Consider the following 12,830-nt stretch of genomic DNA (forward strand, 5'->3'; position numbering starts at 1 on the left):
TCCGTTCGCCAGACCAGGCGGCCGCCCTTGGAAATCAACCATTTGAAGCGCCCCTGAGCTTTTGGGGGTGAACCTAGTCGCTGTTCATGATCGGGAAGCCATGATGATTGGCATAAAAAGCATAGCGAGTTATGTGCCGACCGCTGGTGTGGATAACTACGCTCAGGGTGCCAAATTCGAGAAGGATGAGGAATTCATCCTTGGCAAGATCGGTTCGGCGTTCCTGCCGCGCAAAGGCGCGGACCAGGAAACCTCGGACCTGTGTGTCGAAGCGGTGAACGCGTTGTTCGCCAGCAATCCCGAGCTCAAGCGCGAGTCGATCGATGCGCTGATCGTCGTCACCCAGAACGGTGACGAAGAAGGATTGCCTCATACAGCAGCCATCGTACAGCACAAGCTGGGCCTGCCGACCCATGTCGCAGCGTTCGACATCTCCTTGGGCTGCTCGGGCTATGTGTACGGCATCTACGCCCTGAAAGGTTTCATGGAAGCCGCAGGGCTGAAGAATGGCTTGTTGGTGACGGCTGATCCTTACTCGAAAATCGTCGATCCTGAAGATCGCAACACCACCATGCTATTTGGTGATGCCGCCACCGCGACGTGGATGGGCGAGGAGGCGATCTGGCAACTGGGCAAGGCGAAGTTTGGCACCGACGGTTCCGGAGCACCGCATCTGAAGGTCAGTGACGGTGTGTTTTTCATGAACGGGCGCCAGGTGTTCAACTTTGCCTTGCTAAAAGTACCGGCTCACTTGCACGAACTGCTGGGCGAGTCGTCATTGCAGCCCGGCGACATCGACGCGTTCTGCATCCACCAGGGCAGTGCGGCGATTGTCGATGCGGTGGCGCGACGTTTCGAAGACAAGCCTGAGAAATTCATCAAGGACATGGTCGAGACCGGGAATACCGTCTCCTCGAGCATTCCGTTGCTACTGGAAAAGCACGTGCTGGATGCTGACTGGAAGCGCGTGGCAATCAGTGGTTTCGGCGTGGGCCTGTCGTGGGGGTCGGCGATTCTCTATCGCGACTGATCAATCAACCTGAGATGTGATGTGGGAGCGGGCTTGCCCGCGAAGGCGTCGGTAGATTCGGCACGGATACAAGCTGACCTACCGCTTTCGCGAACAAGCCTGTTCCCACTTTTTTTTGCCCGCAATTGGGTGGAGCAGGTTTTTGGCGTCATTTTTCGAGCCTTTTCCCTGAGCTAACCCCTTGTTTCTCAAGGGGTGGCCACCTGCTAGCAAATTTTTTGAAAAAAGCCCTCAAGCAAGTTCCCAATCCGACGATAACTATTACGAAGGTTCTCTAGGCCACACCCGGCGGTTGCCAGGGCCGGAAGCCGCAGTACCCAACCAACGAGGAATTCGTCATGGCTTTAACAGTAAACACTAACGTCACATCGTTGAACGTTCAGAAGAACCTGAACAAGGCTTCCGATGCTCTGTCCACTTCGATGACCCGCCTGTCTTCCGGCCTGAAAATCAACAGCGCCAAAGACGACGCCGCCGGCCTGCAGATCGCTACCCGTATGACCTCGCAAATCCGCGGTCAGAACATGGCGATCAAGAACGCCAACGACGGTATCTCCATGGCGCAGACCGCTGAAGGCGCGATGCAGGAGCAAACCAACATTCTGCAACGTATGCGTGAACTGGCCATCCAGTCTCGTAACGACAGCAACAGCGCAGATGACCGTATTGCTCTGAACAAAGAGTTCTCGCAGATGAGCGATGAACTGACCCGTATCGCCAACAGCACCAACCTGAACGGCAAGAACTTGCTTGACGGTACCGCGAGCACCATGACCTTCCAGGTCGGCTCCAACAACGGTTCTGACAACCAGATCACCCTGACCCTGAGCGCCAGCTTCGACGCTGCTACTCTGGGTGTTGACTCGGCGATCACCATCGTTGGTTCCGACAGCACTACTGCTGAAACCAACTTCTCGGCCGCCATGGACGCAATCACCAGCGCGATCGACACCATCAACAGTGCTCGTGCTGACCTCGGTGCTGCCCAGAACCGTCTGAACAGCACCATCTCCAACCTGCAGAACATCAACGAAAACGCCAGTGCTGCACTGGGTCGCGTACAAGATACCGACTTCGCTGCTGAAACTGCACAACTGACCAAGCAGCAGACTCTGCAGCAAGCGTCTACCTCGGTTCTGGCGCAGGCCAACCAACTGCCATCCGCTGTACTGAAGCTGCTTCAGTAATAGCCGGATGAGTTTTAGCGGGGGAGTGCGCTTGCGTGCTCTCTCGCTTTTTCCGTTCAAGAGGTGATGGACATGGATATGAGCGTGAAGCTGAACTTGTCTTATCCAGCGGCGAAGCCGGCACCTGCTGTGGCCGACAAGCCAGTGGAGAAGCCTCAAGCCGACGTTGCTGCCGTAACACCGGTCAAGCAAGCGCCTGAAGATGCTGCCGCCGAGCAGGACAAACTCAAGAAGGCCGTTCAGGAAATCGAGAAGTTCGTTCAGTCGGTAAAGCGCAATCTGGAGTTCTCTATTGATGAGCCTTCAGGCAAAGTAGTGGTCAAAGTGATTGCCAGTGGTTCCGGTGAGGTGATTCGCCAGATCCCGAACGAAGAAGTTCTGAGACTGGCCAACAGTTTGAATGATGCAAGCAGCTTGTTGTTCAGCGCTGAAGCCTGACAACCGGCACGAATTTTGTTGTTATGTTCTTTTGGGCGTTGTAAAGGTCAAAAGGCCGGCGACACACTGAAGGGAGTCCCACATGGCAAGTCCAATTCTACCTGGCCTGGGTCTAGGCTCTGGCCTTGATACCACTGCGATCGTCAAGGCACTGGTCGATTCCGACAAGGCCGCCAAGCAAGGTCAGATCACCCGAGCGACGACGACGACTACCAACAGTATCTCCGGGGTAGGAACCCTGAAGTCGTTGTTGGCAGCTTTCAATACCGCCATGAAGGACTTGTCCAGCACCACGACCCCGCAATTCTCGGGTTTTGCTGCAACATCCTCGACCCCCACTGTTCTGACGGCAACCGCCAGCAACTCTGCGGTGGGCGGTACCTATGCAATCAAGGTCGAGAATATCGCAACGGCTTCCAAGGTCACCTCGGCAGCCTTCGCCGGTGGCACTAGCAGTGCGATTCCGAGCGGTACGTTGACCATCAAGCAGAACGGCGTCGACTACAACCTCGACGTGGCGTCCGGTGCGACCCTGCAATCTGTTCGTGACGCGATCAACGCCGACACTTCGCTCAAAGCTGCTGGTTTCAGTGCCAACATTATCACCGACTCTTTCGGTTCGCGTCTGGTGCTGGGTTCAAGCACTACCGGCGCAGGTTCCGACATCTCGGTGAGCGGTATCGCGGGGTTGGAGATCGATGGGACGAACGTCGTGGGTGCCGGCGGTGCTGCGCTGACGGCCGCTTCGGCGGGCGCCATTGGTGCTCTGGCCCAGGATGCCAAGTTTTCCGTCGATGGCATGGCGCTGACCAGTAAGAGCAATACGGTCAGCACGGCGATTTCCGGATTGACATTGAATTTGCTCGGAGTAGCGGACGGGGGCACTTCAACCGTCACCGTGGCACCGAACAACGACGGCCTGAAAGCCTCGATCCAGAAATTCGTCGATGCCTATAACGCGATCGCCAATAGCATCACCGCGCTGACCAAGCCATCCCTCGACGCTGATGGGAAGCTGACGGTGTCGGCTAAATTGACCGGTGACGCATTGCCTCGCTCGCTGCTGGCAGCGATTCGAACGCCCTTGTCTGAAACCGGCGCTGGCGACAAGCTGACGTCTCTGGCCCAGTTGGGTATTACCACTGACCAGAAGACCGGCGCGTTGAACTTCGATACCACCAAGTTCAACACGGCGATGAACGACAAAAAGCTCAGCGGTGAAGTCCAAACGTTGTTCACGGGCACCAATGGGCTGCTGGAGCGCATGGGCAAGGCGATCGAATCTTACAGTCAGACGGGTGGAATTCTCGATCAGCGGACCTCGGCACTGAGCAGGACCCAGACCCGCCTGAAGAACGATCAGGAAGCATTGGATCGCCGGGTCGAGACCCTGACTGCCACGCTGACCAAAAAGTACAACGACATGGATACCTTGGTCGGGAAGCTGAAAGCCACTGCCAGCAACATCACCTCGATGTTCGAAGCCTTGACGGCACAGCAGAAAAACAGCTGATTTTCGACCGATGCCAAAAGCCCGGCAACGTTTGACAACGTTCCGGGTTTTTGGCTTTTCAATCTAAAGTTTTTTGACGCGGCGTCGATACGCTGTTTATACGAACCGAAGTTTTTTGATGAGGTAGAACATGAATCCGATGTTAGCCCTTCGCCAATACCAGAAGATTGGCGCCCAGGCGCAAACCTCTGAAGCAAGTCCCCATCGTCTTGTGCAGATGCTCATGGAAGGCGGGCTGGATCGTATCGCCCAGGCCAAGGGCGCGATGGAGCGCAAGGATATTGCAAACAGAGGCATTCTGATCAGCAAGGCCATCGGCATCGTCGGTGGCTTGCGCGAAGGCCTGGACCTGGAAAACCAGGCCGAGTCGGTCGCTGAATTGGATGCTCTTTACGCTTACATGATGAAGCGCCTGGCCGAAGCCAACGTGAAGGCCGATCCGAAGATCCTCGACGAAGTCACCGATCTGCTTCGCACGGTCAAGGAAGGCTGGGATGCCATTGCCGCGCCTGGTCCGCAATTCTAAGGGGTACTCTCATGAGTCTTGTCCTGCAGCGAATCGAACAAACCCGTGATGCCTTGGTAGATGCCCTGGCCGAGCGAAACTGGGAGGCCATCGGTCAGCTGGACCTGGCTTGTCGTTCCTGCATGGAAGACGTCCTGAGCGAGTCCCAGGTGGACGAGGTGGCATTGCGGCTGAATCTTGAGGAGTTGCTGGGAGTGTATCGGCAGTTGCTGGAGGCGGCGACGGGAGAACGTCAGGCGGTCGTCGACGAGATGCAGCAGATCCATCAAGCACAAAACGCTGCAAAGGTTTACCATCTGTTCGGTTAATACTCAGTTAATCCGAACAAAGTGCGCCATAAATTTGACTGTGCACCGTTTTTTGACTTAACTAGTAGCTGTTTACAGATTTCAGGCGTCTACAGGCATGACAAGTCTGCAAGCGTCTAGCTTGCCCCCTAATTTCGGGCACTGAGTTGACTAGGGAAGTTGCTATTGCATGTGGCGTGAAACCAAAATTCTCCTGATCGATGACGACAGCGTCCGCCGCCGTGACCTGGCGGTGATTTTAAATTTTCTTGGCGAAGAAAATTTACCTTGCGGAAGCCATGACTGGCAGCAGGCCGTCGGCTCGCTGGCGTCCAGTCGTGAAGTCATTTGCGTCCTCATCGGGACCGTAAATGCCCCCGCAACTCTATTGGGCTTGCTAAAGACACTCTCAACCTGGGATGAGTTCCTTCCGGTTTTGTTAATGGGCGAAAATTCTTCCCTTGACTTGCCTGAGGACCAGCGTCGCCGAGTGCTTTCCACGCTCGAAATGCCGCCCAGCTACAGCAAATTGCTCGATTCGCTGCATCGCGCCCAGGTTTACCGCGAGATGTACGATCAGGCACGTGAGCGCGGCAGGCATCGCGAACCCAACCTTTTCCGCAGCCTAGTCGGCACCAGTCGCGCGATCCAGCACGTGCGCCAGATGATGCAGCAGGTCGCCGATACGGACGCCAGTGTGCTGATCCTGGGCGAATCGGGCACCGGCAAGGAAGTGGTTGCGCGCAATCTGCATTACCACTCCAAGCGTCGCGAAGCGCCATTCGTGCCGGTGAACTGTGGCGCAATTCCGGCCGAGTTGCTGGAAAGCGAGCTGTTCGGGCACGAGAAGGGCGCCTTCACCGGCGCGATCACCAGCCGGGCCGGGCGTTTCGAGCTGGCCAACGGCGGCACGCTGTTTCTCGACGAAATCGGCGACATGCCGTTGCCGATGCAGGTCAAGCTGCTGCGGGTTCTGCAGGAGCGCACCTTCGAGCGCGTGGGCAGCAACAAGACCCAGAGCGTCGACGTGCGGATCATTGCCGCGACCCACAAGAACCTCGAGAGCATGATCGAGGTCGGCAGTTTCCGCGAAGACCTCTATTACCGCCTCAATGTATTCCCGATTGAAATGGCCCCGTTGCGTGAGCGCGTCGAGGACATTCCGCTGTTGATGAACGAGCTGATTTCGCGCATGGAGCACGAAAAGCGCGGTTCGATCCGCTTCAATTCGGCCGCGATCATGTCCCTGTGCCGCCATGGCTGGCCGGGCAACGTCCGCGAATTGGCCAACCTGGTGGAGCGCATGGCGATCATGCACCCCTATGGCGTGATCGGTGTGGCTGAGCTGCCGAAGAAATTCCGCTACGTTGACGACGAAGACGAGCAAATGGTCGACAGCCTGCGCAGCGATCTGGAAGAGCGCGTGGCGATCAACGGCCACACACCGGATTTCACCAGCAGTGCCTTGCTGCCCCCGGAAGGCCTCGATCTCAAGGATTACCTGGGTGGCCTGGAGCAGGGGCTTATCCAGCAGGCCCTGGACGACGCCAACGGTATCGTGGCTCGTGCAGCGGAACGCCTGCGCATCCGTCGCACCACCCTGGTGGAGAAGATGCGCAAGTACGGCATGAGTCGTCGTGAAGGCGATGAACAGGCGGATGATTGACGCCTGTCTCATGACCGCATGATTTTTTGTGGCGAGGGGATTTATCCCCGCTGGGGCGTGAAGCGGCCCTGTTTTTGGGGCCGCTACGCAGCCCAGCGGGGATAAATCCCCTCGCCACAAAGTCGCCGCTACGGCTCGGTTCATATTCACCACCTTCCGGCACGGCTATTGCTAAAGCTCTCTCAACAGACCGTTTAAATGACGGTCAGCCAAGCGAGAGAGTTCGATGAGCCAAGCCGCCCACGTCCAGATGTCTCCTGTCCCTGAGTCGGGGCTCATGCCGTCCGCCGAGCAGGCAAGCCGCCCTGGACTCGAGCAGGCGTTTTCGCTGTTCAACCAGATGTCCAGCCAGCTGACCGATTCCTACAGTCTGCTCGAAGCCCGGGTCACTGAGCTCAAGGGCGAGCTGGCGGTGGTCAGCGCCCAGCGCATGCAGGAATTGGCGGAAAAAGAGCGCCTGGCCAACCGGCTGCAGAACCTGCTGGACCTGTTGCCTGGCGGCGTCATCGTTATCGACGCCCATGGTTTCGTCCGCGAAGCCAACCCGGCGGCCTGCGAGCTACTCGGGTTGCCGCTCGAAGGGGAGCTGTGGCGGCACGTCATTGCGCGTTGTTTTGCTCCCCGCGAGGACGACGGTCATGAAGTGTCCCTCAAGGACGGCAGGCGCCTGTCCATCTCGACGCGCTCGCTGGATGCCGAACCCGGCCAGTTGGTGCTGCTCAACGACCTGACTGAAACCCGTCACTTGCAAGACCAATTGGCCCGTCACGAACGCTTGTCGTCCCTGGGGCGCATGGTGGCGTCCCTGGCTCACCAGATTCGCACGCCATTGTCCGCCGCGTTGCTATACGCCAGTCACCTGACGGAGCAGCAGTTGCCAATGGAAACCCAGCAGCGCTTCGCCGGGCGTCTGAAAGAGCGCTTGCATGAGCTCGAGCATCAAGTGCGGGACATGCTGGTGTTCGCCCGTGGCGAGCTGCCACTGACCGACCGCGTCACGCCAAAGGCTCTCTTGCAATCCTTGCAAGCCGCGGCGTTGACTCATGTGCAGGGTCTGCCAATCCGTTGGCAGTGCGACAGCCATGCCGGGGAAGTCCTCTGCAACCGCGACACCTTGGTGGGCGCGGTGTTGAATCTCATCGAGAATGCCATCCAGGCCAGTGGCGAGGATGTACGACTGAAGGTTCACCTGTATAGCCGCAACAACACCTTGCGCCTGTGTGTCAGCGACAATGGCGGCGGGATCGAGCCGGCAGTGCTGGCGCGTCTCGGCGAACCGTTCTTCACGACCAAGACCACCGGGACCGGCCTCGGCCTGACCGTGGTCAAGGCTGTGGCCCGTGCCCATCAGGGAGAATTGCAACTACGTTCGCGGTTGGGGCGTGGTACTTGCGCGCTGGTGTTCCTGCCGCTGTTTTCCGGCGCGCCGGAGGTGGAGTGAAGTCGATGGCGATCAAGGTTTTGCTGGTTGAGGATGACCGCGCCCTGCGCGAAGCGTTGGCCGACACGCTGCTGCTGGCGGGGCACGATTACGCGGCGGTCGGTTCGGCGGAGGACGCATTGCTGGCCGTGGGCCGGGAGACCTTCAGCCTGGTGGTCAGCGATGTGAACATGCCGGGCATGGACGGCCATCAATTGCTGGGGCTGTTGCGTGCTCGCCAGCCGCAGTTGCCGGTCTTGCTGATGACGGCCCATGGGGCGGTCGAGCGGGCGGTGGATGCCATGCGCCAGGGCGCCGCGGATTACCTGGTCAAGCCGTTCGAGCCCAAGGCGCTGCTCGATCTGGTGGCTCGCCATGCGCTGGGCGTTCCTGCGGTCGAGGGGGAGGGGCCGGTGGCGCTCGAACCGGCCAGCGCTCAATTGCTCGAGTTGGCCGCGCGGGTGGCGCGTAGCGATTCCACCGTGTTGATTTCCGGTGAGTCGGGTACCGGCAAGGAAGTGCTGGCGCGCTACATCCACCAGCAATCCCGTCGCGCCAACGAACCGTTCATCGCCATCAACTGCGCGGCGATTCCCGACAACATGCTTGAAGCGACGCTGTTCGGGCACGAAAAGGGCTCGTTTACCGGTGCCATTGCGGCCCAGGCGGGCAAGTTCGAGCAGGCCGATGGCGGCACTATCTTGCTCGATGAGATTTCCGAGATGCCCCTGGGCTTGCAAGCCAAGCTGTTGAGGGTCTTGCAGGAGCGGGAAGTGGAGCGGGTGGGCGGGCGCAAGCCCATCAGCCTGGATATCCGCGTGGTGGCGACCACCAACCGGGATCTGGCCGGAGAGGTGGCGGCAGGACGTTTTCGCGAGGACCTTTACTACCGTCTGTCGGTATTCCCCCTTGCCTGGCGTCCATTGCGCGAGCGCACTGCCGATATCCTGCCGCTGGCCGAGCGTCTGCTGGCCCGGCACGTCAATAAAATGAAGCATGCAGCGGCAAGACTTTCGCCCGAGGCGAAGGCGTGCCTGATTGCCTATCCCTGGCCCGGAAACGTGCGGGAGCTGGATAACGCCATTCAGCGTGCATTGATCCTGCAGCAGGGTGGTTTGATCCAGCCGGAGGATTTCTGCCTGGCGGGTCCCGTGGCCTGCGCGCCACTGCCGACGCTGGCGCCGGTCCCGCCGAGGGTAGAGGTGGAAAACGAGTTGGCCGGCGCGCTGGAAGAGGACCTGCGTCGACGCGAATTCCAGATGATCATCGACACCCTGCGCGCCGAACGCGGACGTCGCAAGGAAGCGGCCGAACGCCTGGGTATCAGCCCGCGCACCCTGCGTTACAAGCTGGCGCAGATGCGTGATGCGGGGATGGATGTCGAGGCGTATCTGTTCGCCAGTTGAGTCGTGTACACCGGGAATCCCCTTGTGGGAGCGAGCCTGCTCGCGAAAGCGTCGGGTCAGCCAATGCAGATGTTGACTGGCCCACCGCTTTCGCGAGCGGGCTCGCTCCCACATGAGTTTATTGCTATCGCCATGGAGCTGGCACCCTTGTTGCTAACACCTGTGTACCCTACGAGTAAGCGTCAAAAAAACGCGGGCCGCCAGAGAGAGTAGACCATGAGCCAAGGTATTGAATTTAATCGGTTGATGCTGGACATGCGGGCCATGCAGATGGACGCCATGTCGCAGCCAAAATCGGTCGCGGTGCCCCAGGTGGGCGGCAGCAGTTTTTCCGACATGCTTGGCCAGGCCGTCAATAAAGTGAACGATACCCAGCAGGCGTCGAACCAATTAGCCAGTGCCTTTGAAATTGGCAAAAGTGGCGTCGACCTGACCGACGTAATGATTTCTTCGCAGAAAGCCACTGTCTCGTTCCAGGCCCTGACCCAGGTTCGCAACAAACTGGTCCAGGCCTACCAAGACATCATGCAGATGCCGGTCTAAGGAAGCTATTGAGTCATGGCAGAAGCAGCCGTAGATAACGTTCCGGCCAAGGCCACCCCACCAGACGGCAAACCGCCGCTGTTCGGGCTGTCCTTCCTGGAAAACCTCTCCGAGATGACCATGTTGCGTCAGGTGGGCCTGTTGGTCGGCCTGGCTGCCAGCGTGGCTATTGGTTTCGCCGTGGTGCTGTGGTCCCAGCAGCCAGACTACCGTCCCCTCTACGGCAGCCTGGCGGGCATGGACGCCAAGCAAGTCATGGAAACCCTGGCTTCCGCCGACATTCCCTATACCGTCGAGCCGAATTCCGGCGCCTTGCTGGTCAAGGCCGACGACGTGGCCCGTGCGCGCCTGAAGCTGGCCGCCGCCGGCGTGACGCCTACCGATGGCAACATCGGTTTCGAGATCCTCGACAAGGACCAGGGCCTGGGTACCAGCCAGTTCATGGAGGCGACCCGTTATCGTCGCGGCCTGGAAGGCGAGCTGGCACGTACCATCTCCAGCCTGAACAACGTCAAGGGTGCCCGTGTGCACCTGGCGATTCCGAAAAGCTCGGTGTTCGTGCGTGACGAGCGCAAGCCAAGCGCGTCGGTCCTGGTTGAACTGTATCCAGGTCGCGCCCTGGAGCCAGGCCAGGTCCTTGCCATCGTCAATCTGGTGGCGACCAGCGTCCCGGAATTGAGCAAGTCCCAGATCACCGTGGTCGACCAGAAAGGCAACTTGCTGTCCGACCAGGTGGAAAACTCCGCGCTGACCATGGCCGGCAAGCAGTTCGATTACAGTCGTCGCATGGAAGGCATGCTGACCCAGCGGGTGCACAACATCCTGCAACCGATCCTGGGTAACGACCGCTATAAGGCCGAAGTTTCGGCAGACGTGGATTTCAGCGCGGTCGAGTCGACGTCCGAGCAGTTCAACCCCGATCAACCGGCGTTGCGCAGCGAGCAGTCGGTGAACGAGCAGCGCACCGCCAGCAACGGCCCGCAAGGCGTGCCCGGCGCTTTGAGTAATCAGCCGCCGTCGCCGGCCAGCGCGCCGCAAACCACCGGTGGCGCTACCGCTGCTGCCGGCATGGTGCAGCCAGGCCAGCCGCTGGTGGATGCCAACGGCCAGCAGATCATGGACCCGGCCACCGGCCAACCGATGCTTGCCCCGTACCCGGCCGACAAGCGCCAACAGTCGACCAAGAACTTCGAGCTCGACCGCTCCATCAGCCACACCAAGCAACAGCAGGGTCGTTTGACGCGCCTGTCGGTTGCGGTGGTGGTGGACGACCAGATCAAGGTCAACCCGGCCAACGGCGAAACCAGTCGCGCGCCATGGAGCGCCGACGAATTGGCGCGCTTCACTCGCCTGGTCCAGGACGCCGTCGGTTTCGACGCCAGCCGTGGCGACAGCGTCAGTGTGATCAACGTGCCGTTCTCCTCGGAGCGTGGTGAAGTCATCGCCGATATTCCGTTTTATTCGCAACCCTGGTTCTGGGATGTGGTCAAGCAAGTATTGGGTGTGGTGTTCATCCTGGTGCTGGTGTTCGGTGTCCTGCGTCCGGTGCTCAACAACATCACCAACGGCGGCAAGAACAAGCAGCTGGCTGGCTTGGGCGATGTAGAGCTGGGAGGCATGGGCGGCCTGGATGGCGAATTGGCTAACGATCGCGTCAGCCTCGGCGGGCCGCAGAGCATTCTGCTGCCAAGCCCGAGCGAAGGTTATGACGCTCAGTTGAACGCCATCAAGAGTCTGGTGGCAGAAGACCCGGGTCGCGTGGCCCAGGTCGTGAAAGAGTGGATCAACGCAGATGAGTGATAATCGAGCCGCTGTTGCCAAATTGTCCCGGGTCGACAAAGCCGCGATTCTGCTGCTGTCCCTGGGCTCGACCGATGCTGCCCAGGTGTTGCGCCACATGGGGCCCAAGGAGGTCCAGCGTGTGGGCGTGGCCATGGCCCAGATGGGGAACGTGCACCGCGAGCAGGTCGAGCAGGTGATGAGCGAGTTCGTCGACATCGTTGGCGATCAGACCAGCCTGGGTGTGGGTTCCGATGATTACGTGCGCAAAATGCTCACCCAGGCCCTGGGCGAGGACAAGGCCAACGGCCTGATCGACCGGATCCTGCTGGGTGGCAACACCAGCGGCCTGGACAGCCTCAAGTGGATGGAGCCGCGGGCGGTAGCCGACGTGATCCGTTACGAGCACCCGCAGATCCAGGCGATCGTGGTGGCTTACCTCGATCCGGACCAGGCCGGTGAAGTGCTGGGCAACTTCGACCACAAGGTGCGGCTGGACATCATTTTGCGGGTGTCTTCGCTCAACACCGTGCAGCCGGCGGCCCTGAAAGAATTGAACCAGATTCTCGAGAAGCAGTTCTCGGGCAATTCCAATGCCTCGCGCACCACCCTGGGTGGCATCAAGCGCGCGGCGGACATCATGAACTTCCTCGACAGTTCGATCGAAGGTCAACTGATGGACTCGATCCGCGAGTTCGACGAAGATCTGTCCGGTCAGATCGAAGACCTCATGTTCGTGTTCAACAACCTGGCCGATGTCGACGACCGTGGCATCCAGGCGCTGTTGCGCGAGGTGTCCTCCGATGTGCTGGTCCTGGCGCTCAAGGGCTCGGACGAAGGCGTCAAGGAAAAGATTTTCAAGAACATGTCCAAACGGGCGGCCGAACTGTTGCGCGACGACCTCGAGGCCAAGGGCCCGGTGCGTGTCAGCGACGTGGAAACCGCGCAGAAAGAAATCCTCACCATCGCCCGCCGCATGGCCGAAGCCGGAGAGATCGTGCTCGGTGGCAAGGGCGGCGAAGAGATGATCTAAGG

At 59.5% G+C, this 12,830-nt stretch carries 12 protein-coding genes; all 12 read left to right on the top strand.

Going from position 1 to position 12,830, the window contains the following annotated elements:
* Positions 1-103: 103 nt before the first annotated feature.
* The 12 genes from LOY35_RS08010 (at position 104) to fliG (ending at position 12,828) form a co-directional block, all read left to right on the top strand.
* Complete coding sequence (locus LOY35_RS08010; protein ID WP_258633504.1) at positions 104-1,030, top strand: ketoacyl-ACP synthase III; 927 nt, start codon at positions 104-106, stop codon at positions 1,028-1,030.
* A gap of 338 nt (positions 1,031-1,368) precedes the next feature.
* A complete protein-coding gene (locus tag LOY35_RS08015) occupies positions 1,369-2,217 on the top strand; it encodes a flagellin domain-containing protein (RefSeq protein WP_258631863.1) in 849 nt (282 codons plus the stop codon).
* Positions 2,218-2,289: 72 nt separating this feature from the next.
* The gene (locus LOY35_RS08020) at positions 2,290-2,655 is read left to right on the top strand and encodes a flagellar protein FlaG (protein ID WP_258631864.1); all 366 of its coding nucleotides are present in this window, start codon (positions 2,290-2,292) and stop codon (positions 2,653-2,655) included.
* An 82-nt stretch (positions 2,656-2,737) separates the two neighbouring features.
* A complete protein-coding gene (gene fliD / locus LOY35_RS08025) occupies positions 2,738-4,168 on the top strand; it encodes a flagellar filament capping protein FliD (RefSeq protein ID WP_258631865.1) in 1,431 nt (476 codons plus the stop codon).
* A 130-nt stretch (positions 4,169-4,298) separates the two neighbouring features.
* On the top strand, positions 4,299-4,694 hold the full coding sequence (gene fliS, locus LOY35_RS08030) for a flagellar export chaperone FliS (protein ID WP_109751342.1): 396 nt from the start codon (positions 4,299-4,301) through the stop codon (positions 4,692-4,694).
* Positions 4,695-4,705: 11 nt separating this feature from the next.
* The gene (locus LOY35_RS08035; RefSeq protein ID WP_258631866.1) at positions 4,706-5,002 is read left to right on the top strand and encodes a flagellar protein FliT; all 297 of its coding nucleotides are present in this window, start codon (positions 4,706-4,708) and stop codon (positions 5,000-5,002) included.
* Between the two features lie 169 nt (positions 5,003-5,171).
* On the top strand, positions 5,172-6,647 hold the full coding sequence (locus LOY35_RS08040) for a sigma-54 dependent transcriptional regulator (RefSeq protein WP_258631867.1): 1,476 nt from the start codon (positions 5,172-5,174) through the stop codon (positions 6,645-6,647).
* Between the two features lie 250 nt (positions 6,648-6,897).
* Positions 6,898-8,088, top strand: coding sequence for a PAS domain-containing sensor histidine kinase (locus LOY35_RS08045; protein WP_258633506.1), 1,191 nt, complete (start codon positions 6,898-6,900; stop codon positions 8,086-8,088).
* A 5-nt stretch (positions 8,089-8,093) separates the two neighbouring features.
* Positions 8,094-9,473, top strand: a complete 1,380-nt coding sequence (locus tag LOY35_RS08050) for a sigma-54 dependent transcriptional regulator (protein WP_258631868.1) — start codon at positions 8,094-8,096, stop codon at positions 9,471-9,473.
* A 216-nt stretch (positions 9,474-9,689) separates the two neighbouring features.
* Entirely contained in the window at positions 9,690-10,016 is a 327-nt protein-coding gene (fliE, locus tag LOY35_RS08055) for a flagellar hook-basal body complex protein FliE (protein ID WP_041020343.1), read from the top strand.
* A 15-nt stretch (positions 10,017-10,031) separates the two neighbouring features.
* Positions 10,032-11,816 (top strand): flagellar basal-body MS-ring/collar protein FliF, encoded by a 1,785-nt coding sequence (fliF, locus tag LOY35_RS08060; RefSeq protein WP_258631869.1) that lies wholly within the window; start codon positions 10,032-10,034, stop codon positions 11,814-11,816.
* A complete protein-coding gene (fliG, locus tag LOY35_RS08065; RefSeq protein WP_024778656.1) occupies positions 11,809-12,828 on the top strand; it encodes a flagellar motor switch protein FliG in 1,020 nt (339 codons plus the stop codon). Before fliF ends, fliG begins: the two co-directional genes overlap by 8 nt.
* Positions 12,829-12,830 lie beyond the last annotated feature (2 nt).

The organism is Pseudomonas sp. B21-028, assembly GCF_024749045.1.
Taxonomy (GTDB): domain Bacteria; phylum Pseudomonadota; class Gammaproteobacteria; order Pseudomonadales; family Pseudomonadaceae; genus Aquipseudomonas.